The sequence below is a fragment of the Streptomyces sp. NBC_01255 genome (genome assembly GCF_036226445.1).
In the GTDB taxonomy this organism is placed as follows: Bacteria; Actinomycetota; Actinomycetes; order Streptomycetales; family Streptomycetaceae; genus Streptomyces.
The window spans coordinates 3873896-3897752 of the sequence record NZ_CP108474.1; the positions used below are offsets into that span (position 1 = coordinate 3873896).

Consider the following 23857-nt stretch of genomic DNA (forward strand, 5'->3'; position numbering starts at 1 on the left):
AGGCAGGATGGCCCCCATGAGCGGCATATTCGACCCCCTCGACCCCGGCCGTGTCCTGCCCGGCGCGTACTCGCCGTGGGAGGAGGCGCTCGCCCTGGTCAACCGGGACCTCGCGGTGACCCTGCCGGACGTGGAGCCGCTGCGACTGCTAGTGGTTCCCTCATGGGACGAGGGAACGGGCGAGGACGTCTACGTGGCCATGGCCAACGGCGAGTGGCAGGGCAACTGCCTGGAGCCGAGTTCGGCCGACTCGCCCACGGGCGCCGTGGCGGCCGTCGCCGAGGCCGCGCAGGAGACCGTCTCCGAACTCCTCTGGCAGGCCTGGCCCGTGTGCGGCGAGCACGGCATCGGCATGCACCCGCACGAGGAGGACGGCCAGGCCAACTGGCACTGCGCGGGCGGGAAGAAGCCCAGCGAACCGGCGCACGTCCGCGCGACCATCGGCGCCCTGGACACCCTCGTACGCCCCCACCGCCCGAACCGCAAGCGCCGGCGGCATGAACGCTGACCGCTGACCGCCGGGCCGGGTGCTGGGGGTGGGCGTTTCCGGTGGGCTTCTGGTGTCGGCCGCCCTCTTTCCGAGAGTCGCACCTTCCACCACCGCGTCAAGGGCGCCTACGGCGTCGCGATGCGATGGCCTACGGCCACCCTTGACCCGGCGGCTCCAGGAGCGAAAGACCTCTCGGAGGGCGGCCGGGGCGTGGCCACGCGGGGACCCGGGCATCGGCGGGGGTCGGGATGGCGTGTGGCAGGCCGGTGGGGTGGGGCTTGGATAGTGGCGGGGCCGGGTGGGTCCCTGGGGTTGGTTCCGGGTGCGCGGTTGTTGGATGGGGCAGCCGGGCGGCGCTTAGCGGGTCGCGGCCGGTGGGGAGTTGGGGATTCAGGCCCCGCTGGTCACTCCCGGTGGGCGGTAGGGGGCCGGGGGGATCGGTCGTGGGCGGTGGGTCCTGGATGGTCGGGGTCGGGGGGGCTGGCGGTGAGACATTGGTGCACTTTCTCCGCCCGATAAGGGCGATGTGCACCCTTTGGGGGGTCATCTCGGGGGCTGTTACTCGGAGTAGCCGCACGTTAGTCACCTCTCCACCCACCGCGAGTGACCAGCCGGGCCTGAATCCCCGCCAAGGGACGGACGTTCGCCGCTAAGCCAAGCCCGGCTGCCCCATTCAACGGCCGCGCACCCCGAACCCACCGGAAGATGTCCACCCGCCCCGGCTACGAACCAAGCCCCACCCCACCGGCCCGACGGGCGCCCTCTAGCCCCCGCCGATGCCCGAAGCCCCCGCGTGACCCCGGCCCCCGGACCGCCCTCCGAGAGTTTTTGCGCAGCTTCCGGCGCCGGGTCAAGGGTGGCCGTAGGCCATCGCATCGCGACGCCGTAGGCGCCCTTGACGCGGTGGTGGAAGCTGCGACTCTCGGAAAGAGGGCGGTCCCACCAGAAGGTCACGAAGCAGGCCCGCCCCCCGGATCTGCCGGGCGGTAGCCGGGTCAGCTTGCCGGGGTGGTCAGCTCGCAGTGCGGGTAGTCGTTGTCCGGATCGCCGACGGCGGTCCAGAGCATCAGGACCTTGCCCTGCCTCAAGGCGGAGTAAGGGTCGGGCTTCCGCTGGAACTTCGTGGGGTCGGCCATGTCGAAGCCCACAGGTTGAGCGTCGTCGAAGGTCACAGCGACGATGCTTTTCCCCTTGTAGGTGTTTTCCTTCCAGGTACCTGTTCCGGACCAGGTCAGACCGTCGTACCACGAGACGGCGACGCAGATCTTGTCGGCGGTGAACGTCCCGTCCCGCTTCAGCGTGATGGTGCCGCCGTCGTCATCGGTCCACGTGGTCGCAAGTTCGGCCGGCTTCAGGGCGACCGGTTCGCCGTCGGGCGGTGGCATGACGGTGAGCCTGCCGCAGGCCGTCAGGGCGAGAGCCATGGCGGCCGATATCAGCGCAGTACTACAGCGACGCAACACACTCCACCCCTCGCGGGTTCCGCAGGCCGCGTGTGCGACCGGTGGACTCAGGAACCCACGCCGTACCCTGGCACGGAGTTTGAACATGTTCAAGTCTCCATCGGAGCGAGCAAGCGTGCGGACCCGCAGCGCACTTCACTCGTACGGGCGGTCTTTACTCTGCGTGTCGTTTCAGGCATATGCCGTGCGGTACGTTCACACAAAACGGCCCTCGCCAACGGGTGCAACCGTCGTCGAGGGCCTGAACCACTAGTGGAAAAGACCTCCACCGTGATCTATCGCAACTTTATCGCGCCCTCGCGCGACTTCACCCAGCTCACCAATGCGATCATTCGCCATCCGCGCCTCAATTCCGACGCCACGCGCATCCTCAACTGGCAGCTTTCCCTCCCGTCGCACTCCCGACAGATCCTCTCGGAGACCGCCAAGGAGGCCCGGATCGGGGCTTGTTCGTTCAGCCGGGCGAAGCAGCAGCTCAAGGCCAAGGGGTACGTGCACGAGCGGCGCGTGCAGGGAGAAGGGGGCCTCTGGGCCACCCAGCAGCTCGTGTCCAGCGAACCCCTGCGGGCCGAGGAGGCCGCCAAGATCTTCGGCAGCCTCCCCTTCCGCGCCGGGGCCGAGCGGGTGTTTCCGCAGGTGGCTCCGAGTGCCGTGGTTCCGGCCGCCGGTCATCCGGTGCGTCCGTCGACCGACGGTCATCCAGAGAAAGATCCTTGGGAAGACACCTCCATCCTTCCGCCCGAGCCGGAGCCGGATCCCGAGCCCGAGCCCGAGCCAGAGTCCGAGCCCGAGCCGGACCCCGAACCCGAGCCGGAGCCGGAGCCGGAGCCGGATCCCGTCGACGGGTCCGACCACGCTCAACTCGACGAAGCACGCGCCCTCGTCGGCGCCCTCCCCCTCCTCTCCCCCACCCTCCGGCACATCCCACCCGGCATGCGCGACGAGCTCACACAGCTCACCGCCCACTGGCTCGCCGCCGGGCACACCTCCGCCGACGTCCACGAACACATCCTGCGCGGCCTGCCCGGCGCCGGAACGCCCGTACACCGACCCGGGGGCCTGGTCAGATACCTGCTCCGCCACGTACCACCCCTGCGCCCGACCCCACCGGCCGCCGGACCCCCACGCCTCTCCCCACGACTCGAAGGCGCGCAGGAATGCGCGGGCAGACACACCCAGCCCATGCTGTTCCGGCCGGTCGCCGAGGATCAGACCCTGTGCCCGGAGTGCGCCTCCTGGGCTACTGACCCAGTCGGTAGCGGATCTTCTTGACGAGTTCCTTCAGGTCGGGCCGGCGCAACAGGCTGTAGTGGTCCGCGTCGAGCTCCACCACCGTCGGCCGGCGGGTCGACCAGCCCTCCGTGTTCTCCAGGAACGAGTAGTCGTCGCCCTCCGCCTTGAAGAGCGTCACCGGGCACGCCACTTGGCGTTCGGTGAGCTCCTTGAAGGTGTACGTGAAGTCGAACGTCTCCTCGACGATCGCGACGATGCGGCTGATCAAGTCCGGGTCCAGGGACGGGAAGCGGTCCGCGACCAGGGCGACGAAGGAGTCACGGTCGTCGGCCTTCACCGTCGCGTCGATCGTGCCCGCGAAGACGGAGTACAGGATCGTCACGAACGCCGGGTTGTCGTACGCCGCCCCGCCCGTCTCCGACGAGCGGACCTTCGGCGAGCCGGGGGCGATCAGGAAGAGGTTCTCCACCTGCTCGCCCGCCGCTTCGAGGAGGTGCGCGGACTCGAAGGCCACGCGGGCGCCGAACGAGTAGCCCCACAGCGTGTACGGGCCCGTGGGCTGGCGGCGGCGGATCGCGGCGACGTCGGCCGCCGCCATCTCGCGGATCGTGGCGTACGGCTCCTCACCCCGGTTGATGCCGTAGGCCTGCACCCCGTAGAAGGGGCGGTCGATGCCGATCTCCTCGGCCAGGTGCCGCAGGTTCATCGTGTAGCCGCCGAGGCCCGGCCAGCAGTACACCGGCGACTGGGCACCCGCCGCGTGCAGCCGCACCAGGCGGGACGCGGGGGTCGCGGCCGCGCCGTCCACCCGATGGGCGAGCTTCTCGATCGTCGGCGACTCGAAGAGGATCTGGAGGGGGAGCTGGACCCCGCCGCCGAACTCGCGGTTGATCTTGGTGATCAGGGCTACGGCTATGAGGGAGTTGCCGCCCGACTCGAAGAAGTCGTCGAGGACGGAGACCGCCTCGACCTCCTCGTACTTGAGCGCCGCCGCCCAGATCTCCGTCAGCCTGCTCTCCGTGCGGGTTCTGGGGAGGACGTGGGGGCGGCCGTGCAGGCCGGCGTTGACCACGGCCAGCTCGCCCAGCGCCTTCGCGTCCACCTTGCCGTTCGCGGAGAGCGGCAGCCGGTCCAGGACCACGACCCGGTTGGGGATCATGTAGTCCGGCAGGTGGTGGACGAGGTCGTCGCGGATCATCTCCGCCGGGCCCTTCATGTGGACCGTGTCCTCGTACATGCCCTCGCTGAGCCGCTGCTCCTCGCTGACCCTGCCCCCGACGAAGAAGTACGACGGTCCCGTCGGGCGGTCCGCCGCCGTGAGGATCTCGTCCATCCGGCGGGCGGCGGGGAGCGGGTGGCCCGTCTTCGAGCTGTAGCCGGAGGACATGAACCCGAGGCCGTGGTCGCCCAGTTGGAGGCGCTGGAGCGCGCGGCCGAGGTCTACGTACGCGCGTCGGGTGTCGGTCGTGCGGCTGATCACCGTGATGCCGAGAGCGGCACGTTCGTAGACCGCCTGGTTGATGGCGATCACGTGCTTCTTCTCTATGAGGGAGTCGGAGATCGGTAGTAAGTTGCCTTGTTCGTAGGCGTATTGGGCCGGTGGGAGATCTTCCGTTCCCTGCGGGTGCGACTGGACGTAGACGTCCACCTCCCGGGGCATTCCCGGCGCCTCCGCGTCGTACGGGACCACCTCGAACGTCGCCTCGTCCTCGCCGGGCCTGAGGTCGAGGCCGTAGCCCGGCAGGATCTCCTCGAAGAGGCCCACCATGTGGCCCGTCTCGATCTCCAGGACCTCCTGGATGTTGTTCTTGTAGACCGGCTCGATGGCGGAGCGCTTGCCCCGGAAGGAGAGACGGAGGGTGGGGTCGTCGTCGCCCGTGGCCGCAAGCTCGGCGGTCAGGTACAGCTGGTGGCGTACCGGGTGGTAGTAGTACGTGCCCGGGTCCAGGCCCGCGATGCCGCGCGCCTCCACGTACAGCTGGGTGGCGTACAGCGCGCCCGGCGAGGCGTAGCCGTACTTCGGGAGGAGTCGCTCCGCGCTCGTGAACTGGCCGAACCAGCGCAGGAGTTCGCCGAGGTCGGCGGTGGTGAGGCTGCCGATCGCGCGGGAGCCGATGCCCTCGGGGCGGCGGGCCAGGGCCGCCAGGACGTCGGCGCGGGTGACGTCGCCGCCCTCGTAGAAGCGGTACGTCTTGCGGGCGAAGACCGTGCGGCGCATGCGGGCGGTCGGGGTGCGGCCCGGGAGGGCGACGGCCGGGCGGCCGGCCAGGTCGGCGTCGTCGCGGGTGCCGGCGTTGGACAGCTGGGCCTTGACCTGGAGCTTGGACTCCTTGGACTGGTGGTGGGCGCCGTGGTTGCCCTGGTCCATCAGGGCGGCTTCCTTCGGGGAGAGCTCGACGCAGGCGACGAGGTTCTGGAAGCCGGTGCGGGGCTCGTTCTTGACGATGACCGCCGCGTTCTTCACCCAGTCGTGGTTCTCGATGGCGAGGGCGATCTCGTCCAGCTCGACGCGGAAGCCGCGCAGCTTGATCTGGTTGTCGGCGCGGCCGGCGAACTGGACGGTGCCGTCGTCGTTCCAGTGGGCCAGGTCGCCGGTGCGGTAGAGGCGTTCGCCGGTTTCGGTGTCGGTGAGGAAGCGGTCGGCGGTGAGCTCCGGGCGGTCCAGGTACCCCCGCGCCACCTGGATTCCGCCGATGCACAGTTCGCCGTCGCGGATGTGGAAGGTCGTGTCGTACGCCGGTCTGCCGATGGGGATCGCGGACGGCCCTTCGGAGAGGCTCGCCCGGTCCACCGTGTGCGAGGAGGCGTTGATCGTGCACTCGGTGGGGCCGTAGAGGTTGATCAGCTCGGCGTCCGGGAGTTCGGTGAGGAGCCGGGTGGCCAGGTTCCGGGAGAGGATCTCGCCTCCCGAGTAGACGCGGCGGAGGGTGGTGCAGGTGGCGAGTCGTTCCGTGTCGACGAGGGCCTGGAGGAGGGTGGGGACGCCCTGGAGCATCGTCGCGCCGTGCGCGCGGACCGTGTCGATCAGGGCCTCGGGGTCGCGGTAGACGCCGGGCGGGCCGACGGCTACGCGGGCGCCTACGGCGGGGGCGAGGATCTCCCACTGGGCGGCGTCGAAGCTCATGGGGGTCTTCTGGAGGACGGTTTCGGCCGGGCCGAGGTGGTGCTCTGCGGCCATCCAGCGCATCTGGGCGACGATCGAGCGGTGCTCGATCATGACGCCCTTGGGTCTGCCCGTGGAGCCGGAGGTGTAGATGACGTACGCGAGGTCTGTGTCGTGGATGTCGTCGTACGGGGTGGGTTCCTCGCCCGCTGTGCGCCAGGCGTGCTGGACGGCGTCCTTGAGGGTGACGACGGTGGTGCCGGGCGGGGCGAGCTCGGCTACGCGGGTGCTGAAGCGTTCCTGCGTGAAGACGATGCGGGCGCCGCTGTCCTCGATCATGTAGCGGAGGCGCTCCTCGGGGTACTCCGGGGAGAGCGGGACGTAGGCGGCGCCGGAGCAGATGACGCCCCAGGCGCCGATGACCAGTTCGAGGGACGGGTCCACGTGGACGCCTATGCGGGTGTCGGTGGTGGCGCCGAGGGTGCGGAGGTAGGTGGCGAGGACGGTTGCGCCTTCCGTGAGCTCGTGGAAGGTGAGCGTTTCGTCCTCGTAGCGGACGGCGGTGGCGTGGGGGTGGGCTTGGGCCTCGGCGCGGAGGAGCTGGTCGAGCGTGGACATGGGTTCCCTTCGTCTGCGGGCTCGCCGAGCCGGGCGTTCCGTCCGCCCTGTTGTGGCCGCCCCCTCGCCGGGCCGGCGCCCCGTCGCCCCCCGTTGTGGGCGGTCGTACGCCGGGCCGGCGCCCCGTCGCCCCCCCCGTTGTGAGCGCGGGATTCGACGGACGGGCGGGCTGGGGTCGTTGGGGTCAGCGGTAGATGAGTAGTTCGTGTTCTGTGGCGCCTGTCAGTTCGTAGCGGGTGCGGACCAGGGGGCGGCCCGCGTAGATGCGGATCAAGGTTGCCGCGTCGCCGATGAAGCGGGCCGGGTCGCGGCCCTCGATCTCGTTGCCCAGAGCCACCGGGTGGTCTTCTCGGTCCGCCAGGACGCCCACCAGGCGGGGGGTTTCCCGTTTGCGGCTCGTGACCGTGAGGAGGGGGAGGGCCAGGTCCAGGCTTGCCCCGCAATACGCGCCCGGTTCGCCGAAGGCCTCTCGGACGTCTCCTGCGTGGACCCACTCCCCCAGCGCCACCGCGTCCAGCCGGCCGTCCTCCCGTTCCGCGATCACCGGGCCCGCCTCCGTCAGGCCGCGTTCCAGTTCGTCGAGGATCCGGGCCAGCGGCCAGTCCTCGCGCTCGGCCACGTCGCAGGCGTTCGCCTCCGGCAGGAACACGCCTTCCTCCAGGCGGTCCTCGACGATCCTGACCAGGGCCGCCCCGCAGTGGGCGAGGACCTGCCGAGCGGTCCAGCCGGGGCAGGCCGTGCGGAGTTCGTACGCCTCCGGGGGCGTACGGCGGAGGAGCGGCATCAGCAGGTCCCGCTCCGTCCTCAGGAGTCGGTCCGGGAGCCAGGGGTCACGCCCTTCGTCGGTCGTACGCATCAGTAGCGGTAGTGGTCCGGCTTGAAGGGACCGTCGACGTCGACACCGATGTACGACGCCTGCTCGGGGCGGAGCTTCGTCAGCTTGACGCCCAGGGCGTCGAGGTGGAGCCGCGCCACCTTCTCGTCCAGGTGCTTGGGGAGGGTGTAGACGTCCACCGGGTACTCCTCCGGCTTCGTGTACAGCTCGATCTGGGCGAGGGTCTGGTCGGCGAAGGAGTTCGACATCACGAAGGACGGGTGGCCTGTGGCGTTGCCCAGGTTCAGGAGGCGGCCTTCGGAGAGGACGATGACGACCTTTCCGTCCTCGAACGTCCACGTGTGGACCTGCGGCTTCACTTCGTCCTTCACGATCCCCGGGATCCGCGCCAGTCCCGCCATGTCGATCTCGTTGTCGAAGTGGCCGATGTTCCCGACGATCGCCTGGTGCTTCATGCGGGCGATGTCGGACGCCATGATGATGTCCTTGTTGCCCGTCGTGGTGATGAAGATGTCGGCCGTCTCGACGACGTCCTCCAGCGTCGCCACCTGGTAGCCGTCCATCGCCGCCTGGAGCGCGCAGATCGGGTCGATCTCGGTGATGATCACGCGCGCGCCCTGGCCGCGGAGGGACTCCGCACTGCCCTTGCCCACGTCTCCGTAGCCGCACACCACCGCCGTCTTGCCGCCGATCAGGACGTCCGTCGCGCGGTTGATGCCGTCGATGAGCGAGTGACGACAGCCGTACTTGTTGTCGAACTTCGACTTCGTCACGGCGTCGTTCACGTTGATCGCCGGGAAGAGCAGAGCGCCCTCGCGGTGCATCTCGTACAGGCGGTGCACGCCCGTCGTGGTCTCTTCCGTCACGCCCCGGATGCCGGCGGCGATCGTGCCCCAGTCCAGGGTCGTGCTCCGCAGCAGCTCCAGGATCACCCGGTGCTCGTCGTTCTCGGCGGTCGACGGGTCCGGGACCTCGCCGGCCTTCTGGTACTCCACACCCTTGTGGACGAGGACGGTCGCGTCACCGCCGTCGTCCAGGATCATGTTGGGGCCGTCGGCGTTCGGCCAGGTCAGCGCCTGCTCCGTGCACCACCAGTACTCCTCCAGGGTCTCGCCCTTCCAGGCGAAGACCGGGATGCCCGCGGCGGCGATCGCGGCGGCCGCGTGGTCCTGCGTCGAGTAGATGTTGCAGGACACCCAGCGGACCTCGGCGCCGAGCGCGACGAGCGTCTCGATGAGGACCGCCGTCTGCACGGTCATGTGCAGGGAGCCGGTGATGCGCGCGCCCGCGAGGGGCTGGGCCTCCGCGTACTCCCTGCGGATCGACATCAGGCCCGGCATCTCGTGCTCGGCCAGCGTGATCTCCTTGCGGCCGAAGTCGGCCAGGGAGATGTCGGCGACCCTGTAGTCAGTGAATGCAGTGTCGGAGAACTCAGACATTCGCAACGCTCCTTGCGCTCATGATGGTTCGGTGGATTTCCAGCGCCGCCGTCGACTTGTTCAGCGTGATGTAGTGCAGGCCCGGCGCGCCCTCGTCGAGCAGTCGCAGACCCATCTGCGTCGCGTACTCGACCCCGATGCGGTACGCGGCCGCCGGGTCGTCCTTCGCCGCCTCCAGGCGGTGGGCGAGGTCCTCCGGGAAGGCGGCGTCGCTCAGCTCGGCGAAGCGGCGGATCTGGCGGACGTCGGTGGCCGGCATGATCTCCGGGATGATCGGGGTGTCGCAGCCGGCGGCCGCGACCCGGTCCCGCAGCCGCAGGTAGTCCTCCGGGTCGAAGAACATCTGCGTGATGGCGTAGTCGGCGCCCGCCCGGCACTTGGCCACGAAGTGCGCCAGGTCGGCGGACGGATTCGCGGACCTCGGGTGGCCTTCGGGAAACGCCGCCACTCCGATCCTGAAGTCGCCCAACGACCGGACCAGTTCGACGAGTTCGTACGCGTACGTGAAGCCCTGCGGGTGCGGGGTCCAGGCGCCGCGCGGATCGCCCGGCGGGTCGCCCCGCAGGACGAGCACGTCCCGGACGCCCGCGTCCGCGTACGCGCCGATGATCGCCCGCAGTTCGGCGACCGAGTGCCCTACGGCCGTCAGGTGGGCCACCGGCCGCAGCGTCGTCTCCGTGACGATCCGCTTCGTGACCTCGATCGTCCGGTCGCGGGACGAGCCGCCCGCGCCGTACGTCACGGAGACGAAGTCCGGGGACAGCGCCTCCACTCGGCGGATCGCGTCCCAGAGGGTGTGCTCGCCCCGGTCGGTCTTCGGTGGGAAGAATTCGAAGGAGTACGTGGGGTTCACTGGCGTCTGCCTCCCGCGTTGAAGTAGCTCGCCTCCGGGTGGTGGACGACGATCGCGTCCGTCGACTGCTCGGGGTGCAGCTGGTACTCCTCCGACAGCTCGACCCCGATCCGCTCGGGGCGCAGGAGGGCGGCGATCTTCGCCCGGTCCTCCAGGTCGGGGCAGGCCGGGTAGCCGAGGGAGTAGCGGCAGCCCTGGTACTCGGTGCGCAGCATGCCGTCGATGCCGGAGGGGTCCGTGGCAGCGATGCCCCACTCCGTACGCACCCGCGCATGCCAGTACTCGGCCAGCGCCTCCGCCAACTGGACGGAGAGGCCGTGGAGTTCCAGGTAGTCGCGGTAGGCGTCGGCGGCGAAGAGCTTCGCCGTCTCCTCGCCGATCCGGGAGCCGACGGTGACGACCTGGAGGGCGACCGCGTCGACCTCGCCGGAGTCCTCGGCGCGGTGGAAGTCGGCCAGGCAGAGGCGGCGGCCCCGCTGCTGGCGGGGGAAGGAGAAGCGGGTCCGCTCGCCTCCGTCCTCGTCCAGGACGATCAGGTCGTCGCCCTTGGACACACAGGGGAACCAGCCGTAGACGACGGCTGCTTCGACGAGGCCGTCGCGCTCGACGCGGTCGAGCAGCGCCCGCAGTCTCGGCCTGCCCTCCGTCTCGATCGTGTCGGCGTCCTTCAGTCCCCACTGGCCCTTGAAGAGGGCCGTCTCGTCGAGCCAGGGGGCGTACGCGGCGAGCGGGATGCCCTTGACCACCTTGGTCCCGAGGAAGGGGGGCTCGGGTACGGGGTTGTCGGCGGCGACGTCGGAGCGGCCGGCCGGCTCCGGCTCCCGTACCTCCAGGGCGACGGGCGTCTCGCGTTTGGGTACGCGACGCGGCTTCAGCGGCGGGAGTACGGCTCCGGGGACGCCCCGTTTGACGCCCATGAGCGCGTCCATGAGGCGCAGGCCCTCGAAGGCGTCGCGGGCGTACCGCACCTCGCCCTCGTACAGCTCGTGGAGGTCCTGTTCGACGTACGCCCTGGTGAGGGCGGCGCCGCCGAGGATCACGGGGAACTTCGCGGCGAGGCCGCGGCCGTTCAGCTCCTGGAGGTTCTCCTTCATGATCACGGTGGACTTCACCAGGAGACCCGACATGCCGATGACGTCGGCCCGGTGCTCTTCCGCCGCCTCCAGGATCGCGGAGACCGGCTGCTTGATGCCGATGTTGACGACGTTGTAGCCGTTGTTGGAGAGGATGATGTCGACGAGGTTCTTGCCGATGTCGTGGACGTCCCCGCGGACCGTGGCCAGGACGATCGTGCCCTTGCCGTCCGCGTCCGTCTTCTCCATGTGCGGTTCCAGGTGCGCCACGGCCGTCTTCATGACCTCGGCGGACTGGAGCACGAACGGCAGCTGCATCTGGCCGGAGCCGAAGAGCTCGCCCACCGTCTTCATGCCGTCGAGCAGGACGTCGTTGACGATCTCCAGAGCGGGGCGGCCGGTCAGGGCCTCGTCGAGGTCCGCCTCCAGGCCGTTCTTCTCGCCGTCGATGATCCGGCGCTTCAGCCGCTCGTCGAGCGGCAGCGCGAGGAGCTCCTCCGCCTTGCCCGCCTTGAGGGACTTCGCCGTCGCGCCCTCGAACATCTCCAGGAAGCGTTGCAGCGGGTCGTAGCCCGGGTCGTCCCCCTGCTGAGGCCGGCGGCGGTCGTGGATGAGGTCGAGCGCGACCTCGACCTGTTCCTTCTCCAGGCGGGCGATCGGCAGGATCTTCGACGCGTGGACGATCGCCGAGTCCAGGCCGGCCCGCACGCACTCGTCGAGGAAGACCGAGTTGAGGACGATCCGCGCGGCCGGGTTCAGGCCGAAGGAGATGTTCGACAGGCCGAGGGTCGTCTGGACGTCGGGGTGGCGGCGCTTCAGTTCGCGGATCGCCTCGATCGTGTGGACGCCGTCCTTGCGGGACTCCTCCTGGCCCGTGCAGATCGTGAAGGTCAGGGTGTCGATGAGGATGTCCGACTCCCGGATCCCCCAGTTGCCCGTGAGGTCGTCGATGAGCCGCTCGGCGACGGCCACCTTGTGCTCGACGCTCCGGGCCTGGCCCTCCTCGTCGATCGTCAGCGCCATCAGCGCCGCGCCGTGCTCGCTCGCGAGGGCCGTGACCTGCGCGAAGCGCGACTCGGGGCCGTCGCCGTCCTCGTAGTTCACCGAGTTGACGACGGCCCGGCCGCCGATCTTCTCCAGGCCGGCCCGCAGCACCCCGATCTCGGTCGAGTCGAGGACGATCGGGAGGGTGGAGGCGGTGGCGAAACGGCCTGCCAGCTCCGCCATGTCCGCCGTACCGTCACGGCCGACGTAGTCCACGCACAGGTCGAGCATGTGCGCGCCCTCGCGGATCTGGTCCCGCGCCATCTCGACGCAGTCGTCCCAGCGGCCGTCGAGCATCGCCTCGCGGAACTTCTTCGACCCGTTGGCGTTCGTCCGCTCGCCGATCGCCAGGTACGCGGTGTCCTGCCGGAACGGCACGTGGCTGTAGAGGGAGGACGCGCCCGGCTCCGGCGTCGGCCGCCGGTCGAGGACGGCCGCGCCGCGCACCCGCTCCACGATCTCCCGCAGGTGCTCCGGGGTCGTCCCGCAGCAGCCGCCGACGAGTGCGGGGCCGTAGTCCCGCACGAACGCCTCCTGCGCGTCGGCCAGTTCGGCCGGGGACAGCGGGTAGTGGGCGCCGTCGGAGGTGAGGACCGGCAGGCCCGCGTTCGGCATGACGGAGATCGGGATGCGGGCGTGCCGGGAGAGGTGCCGGAGGTGTTCCGTCATCTCCGCCGGGCCCGTGGCGCAGTTCAGGCCGATCATGTCGATGCCGAGCGGTTCGAGCGCGGTGAGCGCCGCGCCGATCTCCGAGCCGAGCAGCATCGTGCCAGTCGTCTCGACCGTGACCTGCACGATCACCGGCAGGTCCACGCCGACCCAGTCCAGGGCCCGGCGGGCACCGATGACGGCCGCCTTCGTCTGGAGCAGGTCCTGCGAGGTCTCGATGAGGAGGGCGTCCGCGCCGCCCCGGATCAGGCCCTCCGCGTTCTGCTGGAAGGCGTCGCGCAGCGGCTCGTACGTGACGTGGCCGAGCGTCGGCAGCTTCGTGCCGGGTCCCATGGAGCCCAGGACCCAGCGGGGGCGGCCGTCGGCGGCCGTGTGCGCGTCGGCGGCGGTACGGGCGATCCGGGCGCCGGCCTCCGACAGCTCGTACACCTGGTTCTCGATGCCGTACTCGGCGAGCGCGGCGAGGTTCGCCCCGAAGGTGTTGGTCTCGACGCAGTCCACGCCGACCGAGAAGTAGGCGTCGTGGACGGAGGCGACGATGTCGGGGCGCGTGAGGTTGAGGATCTCGTTGCAGCCTTCGAGGTTCCGGAAGTCGTCCATCGTCGGGTCGGCGGCCTGGAGCATCGTGCCCATCGCCCCGTCGGCGACCACGACCCGGGTCGCGAACTCCTCCCGGAGGGAACGCCTTCCCGTACTCATGTCAGTCCCCTCAGATGGGTGACCAGGGTGGCCGTGCAGCCCACCCCGTACGTCGTCCTGATCCGGTCCAGGAGGGAGTCCCGGTGCAGCCGGTACTCCTGCGTCCCCACGTAGTCGAGGACGGTCGCCGCGACCGCGCAGCCCAGCTGCGCCGCGCACCGCTCGGGCACGCCCCACAGCGTCCCGGCGAGGAACCCCGCCCGGAAGGCGTCGCCGACGCCGGTCGGGTCGACGACCCCGGCGACCTCCACCGCCGGGACGGCGAGCGGGGCGCGGTCCGCGCCGCGGATACGGACGCCCGCCTCGCCGTGCGTGGTGACCCAGGTGCCGACCCTGGCGAGCACCTCGGCCTCGCTCCAGCCGGACTTCTCCAGGAGCAGGGCCGTCTCGTACTCGTTGGTGAAGAGGAACCGCGCCCCGTCCACCAGCTCCCGCACCTGCTCCCCGTCGAGCCGCGCCAACTGCTGCGACGGATCGGCGGCGAAGGGAATCCCCAGGTCACGGCAGGTGCGGGTGTGCCGGAGCATGGCCTCGGGGTCGTCCGGGGAGACCAGGACCAGTTCCAGCCGGCCGGTGCGCGCGACCACGTCCCGCAGGTCGATCTCGCGCGCCTCGGCCATCGCCCCCGCGTAGAAGGTGGCGATCTGGTTCTGGGCCCGGTCGGTGGTACAGACGAAGCGGGCGGTGTGGAGCGACTCGCTGACGCGCACCGAGTCGGTGTCCACACCGTGGTCCTTGAGCCAGACCCGGTACGGCTCGAAGTCGGCCCCGACCGCGCCCACGAGGGCGGGCCGCAGCCCGAGCACACCGAGTCCGAAGGCGATGTTCGCTGCCACTCCGCCGCGCCTGACCTCCAGGTTGTCGGCGAGGAACGACAGGGAGACCTTGTCGAGCCGGTCGGCGAGCAGCTGCTCGCTGAACCAGCCGGGGAAGGTCATCAGATGGTCGGTCGCGATGGATCCCGTGACAGCGATACGCATTTCAGACCCCCGCTGCCTTCTTCAGGGCCTCCACGCGGTCCGTGCGCTCCCATGTGAACTCCGGGAGCTCGCGGCCGAAGTGGCCGTACGCCGCCGTCTCCGCGTAGATCGGCCGCTTGAGGTCCAGGTCGCGGATGATCGCCGCCGGGCGGAGGTCGAAGACCGCGCTGACGGCCTCCTGGATCCGCTCGTCCGGGAGGGTGCCGGTGCCGAAGGTCTCCACGAAGAGGCCGACGGGCTCCGCCTTGCCGATCGCGTACGCGACCTGCACCTCGCAGCGGCGGGCGAGACCGGCCGCGACGACGTTCTTCGCGACCCAGCGCATCGCGTACGCCGCCGACCGGTCGACCTTCGACGGGTCCTTGCCGGAGAAGGCGCCGCCGCCGTGCCGGGCCATGCCGCCGTACGTGTCGATGATGATCTTGCGGCCGGTGAGTCCGGCGTCGCCCATCGGGCCGCCGACCTCGAAGCGCCCGGTCGGGTTGACCAGGAGCCGGTAGCCGTCGGACTCCAGGCTGACGCCCTGCTCGACGAGCTCCTTGAGGACGTGCTCGACGACGTACTCGCGGACGTCCGGGGTGAGCAGGCCCTCGACGGAGATGTCGGCGGCGTGCTGTGAGGAGACGACCACCGTGTCGAGGCGGACGGGGCGGTCCCCGTCGTACTCGATGGTGACCTGCGTCTTCCCGTCGGGCCGCAGGTACGGCACGGTGCCGTTCTTGCGGACCTCGGTCAGCCGGCGCGACAGGCGGTGGGCCAGCGCGATCGGCAGCGGCATCAGCTCGGCGGTGTCGTCGCAGGCGTAGCCGAACATCAGGCCCTGGTCGCCGGCGCCCTGGGCCGCCAGTTCGTCCCCGGTGCCTTCCACCCGGGACTCGTACGCCGTGTCCACGCCCTGCGCGATGTCCGGCGACTGGGCGCCGATGGACACCGACACGCCGCAGGAGGCGCCGTCGAAGCCCTTCGCGGAGGAGTCGTAGCCGATGTCGAGGATCGCCTCGCGCACCAGCTTCGCTATCGGCGCGTACGCCGTGGTGGTGACCTCGCCGGCGATGTGCACGAGACCGGTGGTGATCAGGGTCTCGACGGCGACGCGTGAGGACGGGTCCTCGGTGAGGAGCGCGTCGAGGATCGTGTCGCTGATCCGGTCGGCGATCTTGTCGGGGTGTCCCTCGGTGACGGACTCCGAGGTGAAGAGGCGGCGGCTCATGCCTGGACCTCCACCGGAGCCTGCGCCGGGGCGTTGAAGAAGTGCTGCTCGATCGCGCCGAGGGTGCGGATCGACTCGACCTCCAGGGTCTCCATCTGGATGGAGGTGCCGCTCTCCTGCTCCAGGAGGAAGACGAACTCGACGAAGGACAGCGAGTCGATGAGCCGGTTCTCGATCAGGTCGAGGTCGGAGGCGATGTCGTCGCGCTCGGGGTGACGGTCGAGGATCCAGTTCTTCACCGTCTGCAGGCCGTCGGCCATGGTTGATCTCCTTTAGCTGCTGCTAGCTACTGCTGCTGGATACGGAAGAGGTGAGGGCGGGGGCGATGATCGGGGCGGCCACCGCGACCGCGTAGTCCACGTCGTGGCTGATGGACACGGTGATCTCGGTGATCCCGGACTCGGCGGCCATCTCGGCGGCGGCCCGGTGCAGCTCCACGAGCGGCCAGCCGCCCTCGGAGCGCCGTACGACGATGTCCGGCCAGGGCAGGAACCTGCCCCTGACCCGTAAGGTCTTGAAAGCCGCTTCTTTCGCCGCGATCCGCCCGCACAGGCTCAGGACGTCGAGCCCGGAGGACGTACGGCAGTCGGCGAGCTCGCCGGGGGTGAGCATCCGCTCGAAGAACGTCTCGCCGTACTGGGCGAGGAGCCTGCGGACACGGTTGACGGACACGATGTCCATGCCGAGGTTCGCCCACCCCAGGCCGCCCGCCGGCGGGGCGGCGGGACGGGCCGGCACGTCAGATCACCGGCCCGGCCGTGCCACTCGCACCGGCCCGCATGCGGGCGTTCGCGTCGAGCACCGCCTGGGTGGCGGACTCCCAGCTGCCGTGGCGCCGGGTCAGTGCGGACAGCCACCGCTCGAGACCGAAGGCGACACAGCTGGTGAAGGCCGGACCGCCGGTCGACTCCAGGGTGATGTCGCAGCGGTCGCCGAAGAAGTTCCGGTGGGTGTTGACCGAGGCGATCGCCAGGTCCTCGTACAGGAACTCGTACTTGACCGGGGTGAGCCGCTGGAGGAGCGCCTTGGAGCCGCCCTTGTCGAAGAACGGGTCGCAGGCGGCCTCCTTGCGCAGCGGCAGGTCGAGCGCCGTCGCGAAGGCGTGGATGCGGGCGGTGAAGTCGGCGAGATGCGTCTCGGCGTGCTCGCGCGCGCCGATGGCGACGATCTCCCGCATGCGGAAGCCGAGTTGGCGCCGCATGCCCTCGTAGTGGGTCTCCTTGCGGAAGCACCAGGAGCAGATCGTGACGAGGGTGTCGTCGGCGACCTGGGTGCCCTGGTGGTCGAGGTAGACGGCGTAGCAGGACGCCGAGGGCAGTCCGAGCGCGGCCGGTTCGAGGGCGTCGCTCGGGAAGCAGCCGGTGTCCGCGGAGAAGGGCGTGGTCGCGCGGCGCTCCAGGTCGAGCGGGGCGGCGACGACGGCCTGGTGCGGGAAGTTGTCGTAGTAGTCCAGCTTCGCCAGGTCGGCGGCCGGCAGGAGCGGGGGCATGGTCATCGGGCGGGCGCCCGCGGTCACTCCCCAGTTTTCGAAGGTGTCGTCGAGGAGCCGCAGGAGGCGGGTCCCTTCGGGGCCGAGCGAGGGCAGGCCGCGGGTGGTGCCCGGGCGGTCGCGCTGCGGTTCTCGCCGGCTTTCCCCGGCTTTCCCGGGGGCCCCGGCATGCGCGGGGGTCGTCACGGTCATGGTCTCTTCACCTCTCGGGTGGGAGGTCTCAGGCAGGTCCTGGGGTGCGTCAGACGACGGGCAGGGTGTCGTCGGAGAAGATCCCGGTCTTCAGGAAGAAGGAGAGCGGCTTGCGGATGGACTTGCGCTCGTGCGGGCGGCGGCGTTCGTCGGCGACCAGCGAGTTGCGCAGGGCCAGCGGGTCCGGGATGCCGGCGTCGCGGTAGACGTGCGGGTTGTAGAGGGAGTTGGTGCTGTAGACGACGTACCGCTTGAGGTACGCCTCGACCTCGCGCACCCGCTCGGCGCTGACGGACTGGCACATCCGGGAGTAGAGGAGCGAGACCAGTTCACGGCCGAAGGCGATGTGGCGGGACTCGTCCTGGTGGTGGATGCGGTTGACCTCGCGGATCGTGTGGCAGAGGGACTCGTCCTTCGCCATCCGGGAGTTGTAGTGGTCCACGAGCTCCTCGAAGAAGAGGATGCGGGTGAAGACCAGGAAGTTCTCGACCTCGGGCTCCCAGGCCGCGTCGGCGCGCATCGCGGTGGAGCCGTAGATCTTGTGGCCGTAGCGGCGGCAGAACTCGGAGAAGAACCACATGTGTTCGTTCTCCTCACCGATGAAGTGGTGGAAGAAGTCCGAGGGGACCTCGAAGCCCGGCATGTGGATGCGGCCGACGACCTCGATGAGGAGCTCGCGGATGCCGTGCACGTTGAGGCTGTAGAAGTTGATGGACTCCCACTTCGACAGGCGCTGAAGCGTTTCCTCACCGAGGGTGTCGTAGTGCTCGGTGCCGTAGACGGTGAGCAGCTCCGGAGTCATCCAGAAACGGTTCTCCTCCAGCGTCTCGGGCCACTGGAAGGTCTGGTACGGGTTGTAGTAGTCCTCTACGGAGCGCTCGCTGAGCCGCTCCAGGACCTCCATGAACCGGTCGGTGACGGGCAGGGGGGCGGTCACGCCCATGTGCTTACTCCTCTGACGATGGGGGGTTACGGCCGGACCTCGTATACGGCGTTCACAGCGGTCTCCGTGGCGCGGCGCCAGCGGGTGAAGCCGGCCTCGTCCGCGATGGCCCGGAAGGCCTTCTCGCCGGAGTGGTTGCCGAGGGCGTGCGGGCCGCGCTGCGCGACCGCGACCGGCAGGCACATCACGGCCGACAGGGCCATGAACATGCGGGCGGCCGGGGTCTGCGTGTCGATGTCCTGCGGGGACACGTTCGACTCGACGAGCATCCAGGTGCCGTCCGCGTCCAGGGACTTGTGGACGTGCTGGGCGGCGGCGACCGGGTCGCCCATGTCGTGCAGGGCGTTGAAGAAGCACACCAGGTCGTAGCCGGAGCCCGGGTAGTCGTCGGCCGAGGCGACGTCGAAGACGACCCGGTCGGAGAGACCGGCCTCCTCGGCGAGCTCACGGGCGATCGAGATGGCTTCTTCGGAGTAGTCGAAGCCGTGGACGGTGGCCTGCGGGAACGCCTTGGCGATGAGCAGCGTGGTGTGGCCGACGCCGCAGCCGACGTCCGCGACGGTGCCGCCGTTCGCCAGCTTGTCGGTGACCTCGTGCAGGGCGGGCAGCCAGTCCGGGACGAGCTTGTGCTCGTACGTGGGCTGGAAGAAGGAGCCCATGCCGGTGTCGAGGGCCGCGTCGTGCTCGGCCCAGCCGACGCCGTCGCCGGTGCGGTACGCGTCGACGAGCAGGTCCTCGGTGGCGTACAGCGCCTTGAGGGCGGTGAAGAACCCGGCGGCGTACGTGACGGCCGTCGGGTCGGCGAGGACCTCGACGTGGTCGGCGGGGAGCGTGTACGTGAGCGAGCTGGGGTGCCGCTCGACGTAACCGGCGGAGAGCTGGGCGTGCAGCCACTCCTCGATGTACCGCTCGTTCGTGCCGGTCGCCTCCGCCAACTGCCCGGCGGTCAGGGGGCCTTCGGCGGCCAGCGCCTTGTACAGGCCGAGGCGCTCGCCGAGGGCGACGGTCAGACCGCGGACGGCCGCGCCGGCGTCGGTGATGACCCGCTGGTGGAAGTCGTGGGCGCTCATGCCGCCTTCTCCTCGCTGTGGGTGGGGAGGCCGGAGCCGGTCGCACCGGGCAGGTCGCAGGTGAAGAGGAACGACCTCGGTACGCCCGGGAGGGCGCGCGGCGCGACCTGGTAGGGCCAGCGCCCGAAGTCGGCGCCCTCCTCTCCGGGCTGCCTGACCTCCCGTACGGCCCAGCCGCAGTCGTCGAGCAGCGCCTCGGGCTCCTCGGTGCCGAAGAGCCACGGGTTGCCGTCGTCCTTCAGGGCCTTGAGGAAGGTGCGGGCCAGCGGGTTGACCAGGGCGGCCTTCGAGATGACGTCGCCGAGCAGCACCGAGCCGGGCGCGGCGTGCGCGGAGAGCGTCGAGATGAGGGTGCGCACGGCCTGCTCGGGCAGGAAGAACAGCAGGCCCTCGACGACCCAGAGGACGGGCTCCTCGCTCTTCCAGCCGGCTTCCTTCAGGGGGCCGGTCCAGTCCTGGGTGAGGTCGACCGGGACGGTGATCCGGGTGCGGCCGGCGGGCTGCGGTTCGTCCGCCAGCATCTCGGCCTTGGCGGCGAGGAGCGCGGGGCGGTCGAGCTCGTAGACGGTGACGCCGTCGGGCCAGGGCAGCCGGAAGAAGCGGGTGTCCATGCCGGCGGCGAGGAAGACGACCTGGCGGATGCCCCGCTCCTCCACCGCCTTGACGACGGCCCGGTCGAGGTAGGTGGTGCGGATGGCGAGGAACGGCACGATGCCGCCCCCGTCGTAGCGGTCGAGGAGCTCGAAGCCGATCTGGTCGGCGACGGTCCGCGCGTAGGGATCGGCGAACAGCCGGTCCTCGCGCTCGGTCTCCAGGGCGCGCGCGGCGGCGGTCCACTGGGCGGTGCGGGATACGGCCTCCACAGGAGGTCCCCCTTCACTGGCGAACAGGGTGGTGGGAAGGAATGGCGAAGGAATGGCGGAAGAGCCGGAGAGTGGTGCGTGAGTGGTGCGTGAGTGGTGCGGACGGCCGCGTTCAGGCGGCCTGGCGGAGGACGGTCCGTCAGGCGCTCATGGCCGGGACAGCGCTCTTCGCCGCCGGTCGCCCACAGGCGACGGGGTCCTCGGCCGCGGGCATCGACGACAGATGGTCGGCCTCGGAGTCGGCGGGGCGCCGGCGGAAGATGCTGTGCAGGATCATGCTGAACACGGCCGTCCCGTCGGCGGCCACCAGGGTGCACCGCGGTTTGACGGTGCCGGTGGTGCGGTTGAACGGCGACGGGGTGGAGCCGAGGATCTCTACGCGCGCGGTGAGGACGTCGCCCGGGCGGACGGGCCGCAGGTAGCGGACCTCGTCGATGCCGGGCGAGCCCATACAGGCGCTGTAGGCGAGCAGGCCGTCCACGTACCGCCGCATGAACATCGACTGCGTGTGGAAGCCGCTCGCGATCAGGCCGCCGAACTGCGAACGTTCCGCGAGCTCGGGGTCCGTGTGGAAGGGCTGCGGGTCGAAGCGCCTGCCGAACTCCAGCACCTCCTCCGCCGTGACGGTGACGGCGCCCAGCTCGTGGACGTCGCCGGGCCGGAAGTCCTCGAAGTAGCGCATCACGCGCCCCCCTTGACCTAGGAGTGGTCTTTCCCTGGCGACATCCAATCTACGAATCGTTCGTTTATTTTGTCAACCCAAAAGAAGGCCGGAATCCGTTCAGGCGAGGGCCTGTTCGACGTCGGACCACAGGTCCTCGACGTCCTCGATGCCGACGGACATCCGCACCAGGCCCTCGCCGATCCCCGCGGCGGCCAGCGCGGCAGCGTCCAGCTCGCGGTGGGAGGTGGAGGCGGGGTGCGTCACGAGGGTCTCCACGCCACCGAGGGAGAGCGCGAGTTTCGCCACCCGTACGCGCTCGACGAAGGCCCGGCCCGCCTCCCGGCCGCCGGCCAGCTCGAAGGAGAGCAGCCCGCCGCCGCCCGAGAGGGCCTTGCGGGCGTTCTCGTGCGAGGGGTGGTCCGCGAGCCACGGGTAGTGCACGGCCGTGACGTCGCCGCGGGCCTCGGACCGTTCGGAGAGCGCCGCGGCGAGCGACACGGCGTTGGCGCAGTGCTCGCGCATCCGCAGCGGCAGGGTGGGTATCCCGCGCAGGGTCAGCCAGGCCGCGAACGGGTCCGCGCAGGCGCCGAGTTCGACGGTCCGCGGCCACACGCGGTGGCGCAGCTCGTCGTCGGCGAAGACGGCGGCGCCGCCGAGGACGTCGGAGTGCCCGGAGAGGTACTTGGTCGTCGAGTGGACGACGATGTCGGCGCCGAGCTCCAGGGGGCGGCACAGCACGGGCGAGGCGAGCGAGTTGTCGACGAGGCTCGTCACGCCCGCCGCGCGGGCGGCGGCGAGCAGCCCCGGCAGGTCGGGGACCTGGCCGGTGGGGTTGGCGATGGTCTCCAGGACGAGGAGCCGGGTGGCGGGGTGGACGGCCGCCGCCTCCAGCTCGGCGGGGTCGTCGCCGGAGATCCGGACGACCTCGATCCCGTACCGCTCGGCCAGGTCGGACAGGACGGCGTGGGTGCCCCCGTACAGGCAGCGCTGGGCCACCACCCGGTCGCCGGGCCGCAGGAGGGCGAGCAGGACGCCGCTGAGGGCGCCCATCCCGGACGCGAAGGCGATGGCCCCGGCGCCGCCCTCCAGGCCGGCGAGGGTCTGTTCCAGGGCCCGTACGGTCGGGTTGCCGCGGCGGCTGTAGACGTACCGGCCGTCGGGGCCTGCCATCGCGTCGGCGAGCTCGGCTGCGGAGTCGAAGGCGAAGGCGGAGGACTGGACGAGGGGCACGGAGAGCGGCCGACTGCCGGTCGGGAAAGGCTCGTTGAAGACGTGCACGGCTCGGGTGTTCAGTTCCATGGCGTTCCTTTCCTGCCATTCCTGATACGGGAAAGGGGCCGCCCGACGTCCGGTGACGGACATCGGGCGGCCCCTGGGTGCGTGCGTGCGTGCGTGTCGGGCCGGTCAGGCGGAGACCTTCTCGCCCTGCGCGGCGGGGGCGGCGGCCTCGGCGGCCACGGCCTTGTCGCTCTTCATGACGAGGAGGGTGATCACACCGCCGACGGCGGCGATGATCGCGGCGCCGATGAAGGCGGCCGAGAACCCGTCGGTGAGGGCGGGCAGGTTGCCGAGCTGGTCGGCGCCCTGGGACATGGCGACGGCGGTCAGCGCGGCGAGACCGAGCGCGGAGCCGACGTTGTAGGTGGTGTTGACGATGCCGGAGGCGAGACCGGCCTGCTCCTGCGGGGCGCCGGACATCGCGGCGATCATCGCCGGGATGTAGGCGAGGGACATGCCGAGCGCGGCGACGAGCGAGGCCGGCAGGACGTCGATGAGGAAGGTGCCGGTCGGCGGGACGGCCGCGAGCCAGACCAGACCGGCCGCGAGGACGAGCAGACCGATGCCGATGAGCGGCTTGGCCCCGAACTTCATCATGAGCCGGGAGGTGATGGCCGTCATGAAGATCATGAGGAGCACGGTCATCGGGAGCAACGCGGCACCGGAGGCGAAGGCGCCGTAGCCCAGGACCTGCTGGAGGTACAGGTTGAGGAAGTACCACATCGGGATCCAGGCGGCACCGAGCAGCGTCATCGCGAGGTTGGCCGAGCCGAGGCGCGGGACCCGCCAGACGCTGAGCGGCATGAGCGGCTCGCGGATGCTCTTCTGGATCACGAAGAAGAGGATCAACAGGGCTGCGGCACCGACCAGTTCGAGGACGGTGGCGGTGGCGCCCCAGCCGACCTCGGGGGCGCGGACGACGGCGAAGACGGCGAGTGCGAGACCGGCGGTGACGGCGACGGCGCCAAGGACGTCGACGGAGCCGCGGCGGGACTCGACGTCCGGGAGGAGCTTGGTCGCGGCGAGGGTCGCGAGGCCGATCGGGATGTAGATGATGAAGACCCACTGCCAGGCGGCCCACTCGGTGAAGACACCGCCGAGGAAGACGCCCGCGGTACCGCCGGCGGGAGCCGCGGCGCCGTAGAGCGCCATGGCCTTGCCGAGCTCCTTCGGGTCGTGCATGAAGAGCATCATCAGCAGGGTCATCGCGGCGGGCGCGATGAGCGCGCCGCCGACGCCCTGGACGGCGCGGCCGGCGATCTCCACCCAGGCGGTCTGCGCGGCGGCGGCGAGGATCGAGCCGACGATCATGATCGCCCAGCCGGTGACGAAGATCTTGCGGGCCCCGACGAGGTCGGAGAGGCGTCCGCCGAGGAGCAGCAGGCCGCCGAAGACGATGACGTAGGCGTTGAAGACCCACTGGAGCTCGCCCTGCGTGAAGCCCAGGTCCTTCTGCATCTCGGGGAGTGCGACCCCGATGATCGAGGTGTCCATGATGACCATGAACTGAGCGGCGGCGAGCACGACAAGTGCCCACCAGCGCCGGGGATTGACGGTTGACATTGCCCTGACCCTTCACTCGCTGCTGCATACCCCAGGGGGGTACCTTCGCGGAGCACCGTAGCATACCCATGGGGGGTATGTAAGGG

General features: G+C 70.3%; 19 protein-coding genes. 2 read left to right on the forward strand and 17 right to left on the reverse strand.

The window, feature by feature from the left end; genetic code table 11:
- The first annotated feature begins 16 nt into the window (after positions 1-16).
- Positions 17-508 carry a hypothetical protein gene (locus tag OG357_RS17105; RefSeq protein WP_329621974.1) on the forward strand — a complete coding sequence of 164 codons (492 nt, stop codon included), beginning with the start codon at positions 17-19 and terminating at the stop codon, positions 506-508.
- A 977-nt stretch (positions 509-1485) separates the two neighbouring features.
- Here OG357_RS17105 and OG357_RS17110 read toward each other — a convergent pair.
- Positions 1486-1914, reverse strand: a complete 429-nt coding sequence (locus OG357_RS17110) for a hypothetical protein (protein ID WP_329621975.1) — start codon at positions 1912-1914, stop codon at positions 1486-1488.
- Between the two features lie 309 nt (positions 1915-2223).
- Here OG357_RS17110 and OG357_RS17115 point away from each other — a divergent pair, with 309 nt between their 5' ends.
- On the forward strand, positions 2224-3225 hold the full coding sequence (locus OG357_RS17115) for a hypothetical protein (protein ID WP_329621976.1): 1002 nt from the start codon (positions 2224-2226) through the stop codon (positions 3223-3225).
- On the opposite strand, the gene OG357_RS17120 is transcribed toward OG357_RS17115, so the two are convergent.
- The 16 genes from OG357_RS17120 to OG357_RS17195 all read right to left on the reverse strand — a co-directional run bounded on the left by OG357_RS17120 (position 3194) and on the right by OG357_RS17195 (position 23771).
- Positions 3194-6907 carry a non-ribosomal peptide synthetase family protein gene (locus tag OG357_RS17120; RefSeq protein WP_329621977.1) on the reverse strand — a complete coding sequence of 1238 codons (3714 nt, stop codon included), beginning with the start codon at positions 6905-6907 and terminating at the stop codon, positions 3194-3196. The two genes, OG357_RS17115 and OG357_RS17120, sit on opposite strands and share 32 nt — an antisense overlap.
- A gap of 184 nt (positions 6908-7091) precedes the next feature.
- The gene (locus OG357_RS17125; RefSeq protein ID WP_329621978.1) at positions 7092-7763 is read right to left on the reverse strand and encodes a maleylpyruvate isomerase family mycothiol-dependent enzyme; all 672 of its coding nucleotides are present in this window, start codon (positions 7761-7763) and stop codon (positions 7092-7094) included.
- Positions 7763-9181 carry an adenosylhomocysteinase gene (gene ahcY, locus OG357_RS17130; protein WP_329621979.1) on the reverse strand — a complete coding sequence of 473 codons (1419 nt, stop codon included), beginning with the start codon at positions 9179-9181 and terminating at the stop codon, positions 7763-7765. The genes OG357_RS17125 and ahcY overlap by 1 nt, the downstream gene beginning before the upstream one ends.
- Positions 9174-10034 carry a methylenetetrahydrofolate reductase [NAD(P)H] gene (gene metF / locus OG357_RS17135; protein WP_329621980.1) on the reverse strand — a complete coding sequence of 287 codons (861 nt, stop codon included), beginning with the start codon at positions 10032-10034 and terminating at the stop codon, positions 9174-9176. The genes ahcY and metF overlap by 8 nt, the downstream gene beginning before the upstream one ends.
- Positions 10031-13519: a methionine synthase gene (gene metH, locus OG357_RS17140; RefSeq protein ID WP_329621981.1), complete on the reverse strand. Its 3489-nt coding sequence runs from the start codon at positions 13517-13519 to the stop codon at positions 10031-10033. The genes metF and metH overlap by 4 nt, the downstream gene beginning before the upstream one ends.
- The gene (locus OG357_RS17145; RefSeq protein ID WP_329621982.1) at positions 13516-14499 is read right to left on the reverse strand and encodes a carbohydrate kinase family protein; all 984 of its coding nucleotides are present in this window, start codon (positions 14497-14499) and stop codon (positions 13516-13518) included. The genes metH and OG357_RS17145 overlap by 4 nt, the downstream gene beginning before the upstream one ends.
- Before the next feature lies 1 nt (position 14500).
- On the reverse strand, positions 14501-15709 hold the full coding sequence (metK, locus tag OG357_RS17150; RefSeq protein WP_329621983.1) for a methionine adenosyltransferase: 1209 nt from the start codon (positions 15707-15709) through the stop codon (positions 14501-14503).
- A complete protein-coding gene (locus tag OG357_RS17155; RefSeq protein ID WP_317597878.1) occupies positions 15706-15969 on the reverse strand; it encodes an acyl carrier protein in 264 nt (87 codons plus the stop codon). Before OG357_RS17155 ends, metK begins: the two co-directional genes overlap by 4 nt.
- A gap of 22 nt (positions 15970-15991) precedes the next feature.
- Positions 15992-16447 carry a holo-ACP synthase gene (acpS, locus tag OG357_RS17160; RefSeq protein ID WP_329621984.1) on the reverse strand — a complete coding sequence of 152 codons (456 nt, stop codon included), beginning with the start codon at positions 16445-16447 and terminating at the stop codon, positions 15992-15994.
- Between the two features lies 1 nt (position 16448).
- The gene (locus tag OG357_RS17165; protein WP_329621985.1) at positions 16449-17390 is read right to left on the reverse strand and encodes a hypothetical protein; all 942 of its coding nucleotides are present in this window, start codon (positions 17388-17390) and stop codon (positions 16449-16451) included.
- Positions 17391-17439: 49 nt separating this feature from the next.
- Positions 17440-18333, reverse strand: a complete 894-nt coding sequence (locus tag OG357_RS17170; protein WP_329621986.1) for a diiron oxygenase — start codon at positions 18331-18333, stop codon at positions 17440-17442.
- A 26-nt stretch (positions 18334-18359) separates the two neighbouring features.
- Complete coding sequence (locus tag OG357_RS17175) at positions 18360-19403, reverse strand: class I SAM-dependent methyltransferase (protein WP_329621987.1); 1044 nt, start codon at positions 19401-19403, stop codon at positions 18360-18362.
- Positions 19400-20266 (reverse strand): class I SAM-dependent methyltransferase, encoded by an 867-nt coding sequence (locus OG357_RS17180; RefSeq protein WP_329621988.1) that lies wholly within the window; start codon positions 20264-20266, stop codon positions 19400-19402. The genes OG357_RS17175 and OG357_RS17180 overlap by 4 nt, the downstream gene beginning before the upstream one ends.
- 139 nt (positions 20267-20405) lie before the next feature.
- Positions 20406-20948, reverse strand: coding sequence for a MaoC family dehydratase (locus OG357_RS17185; protein WP_329625615.1), 543 nt, complete (start codon positions 20946-20948; stop codon positions 20406-20408).
- Between the two features lie 99 nt (positions 20949-21047).
- Positions 21048-22229, reverse strand: coding sequence for a trans-sulfuration enzyme family protein (locus OG357_RS17190; RefSeq protein ID WP_329621989.1), 1182 nt, complete (start codon positions 22227-22229; stop codon positions 21048-21050).
- A gap of 105 nt (positions 22230-22334) precedes the next feature.
- Positions 22335-23771 carry an MFS transporter gene (locus tag OG357_RS17195; RefSeq protein WP_329621990.1) on the reverse strand — a complete coding sequence of 479 codons (1437 nt, stop codon included), beginning with the start codon at positions 23769-23771 and terminating at the stop codon, positions 22335-22337.
- Positions 23772-23857: the final 86 nt, after the last annotated feature.

What these genes read in the sequence shown, in the direction of transcription:
- OG357_RS17105 (WP_329621974.1), top strand. Translation starts at nt 17, where the DNA reads ATGAGCGGCATATTCGACCCCCTCGACCCCGGCCGTGTCCTGCCCGGC.
- OG357_RS17110 (WP_329621975.1), bottom strand. Translation starts at nt 1,914, where the DNA reads ATGGCTCTCGCCCTGACGGCCTGCGGCAGGCTCACCGTCATGCCACCG.
- OG357_RS17120 (WP_329621977.1), bottom strand. Translation starts at nt 6,907, where the DNA reads ATGTCCACGCTCGACCAGCTCCTCCGCGCCGAGGCCCAAGCCCACCCC.
- OG357_RS17125 (WP_329621978.1), bottom strand. Translation starts at nt 7,763, where the DNA reads ATGCGTACGACCGACGAAGGGCGTGACCCCTGGCTCCCGGACCGACTC.
- ahcY (WP_329621979.1), bottom strand. Translation starts at nt 9,181, where the DNA reads ATGTCTGAGTTCTCCGACACTGCATTCACTGACTACAGGGTCGCCGAC.
- metH (WP_329621981.1), bottom strand. Translation starts at nt 13,519, where the DNA reads ATGAGTACGGGAAGGCGTTCCCTCCGGGAGGAGTTCGCGACCCGGGTC.
- OG357_RS17145 (WP_329621982.1), bottom strand. Translation starts at nt 14,499, where the DNA reads ATGCGTATCGCTGTCACGGGATCCATCGCGACCGACCATCTGATGACC.
- metK (WP_329621983.1), bottom strand. Translation starts at nt 15,709, where the DNA reads ATGAGCCGCCGCCTCTTCACCTCGGAGTCCGTCACCGAGGGACACCCC.
- OG357_RS17155 (WP_317597878.1), bottom strand. Translation starts at nt 15,969, where the DNA reads ATGGCCGACGGCCTGCAGACGGTGAAGAACTGGATCCTCGACCGTCAC.
- OG357_RS17165 (WP_329621985.1), bottom strand. Translation starts at nt 17,390, where the DNA reads ATGACCGTGACGACCCCCGCGCATGCCGGGGCCCCCGGGAAAGCCGGG.
- OG357_RS17170 (WP_329621986.1), bottom strand. Translation starts at nt 18,333, where the DNA reads ATGGGCGTGACCGCCCCCCTGCCCGTCACCGACCGGTTCATGGAGGTC.
- OG357_RS17175 (WP_329621987.1), bottom strand. Translation starts at nt 19,403, where the DNA reads ATGAGCGCCCACGACTTCCACCAGCGGGTCATCACCGACGCCGGCGCG.
- OG357_RS17185 (WP_329625615.1), bottom strand. Translation starts at nt 20,948, where the DNA reads ATGCGCTACTTCGAGGACTTCCGGCCCGGCGACGTCCACGAGCTGGGC.
- OG357_RS17190 (WP_329621989.1), bottom strand. Translation starts at nt 22,229, where the DNA reads ATGGAACTGAACACCCGAGCCGTGCACGTCTTCAACGAGCCTTTCCCG.
- OG357_RS17195 (WP_329621990.1), bottom strand. Translation starts at nt 23,771, where the DNA reads ATGTCAACCGTCAATCCCCGGCGCTGGTGGGCACTTGTCGTGCTCGCC.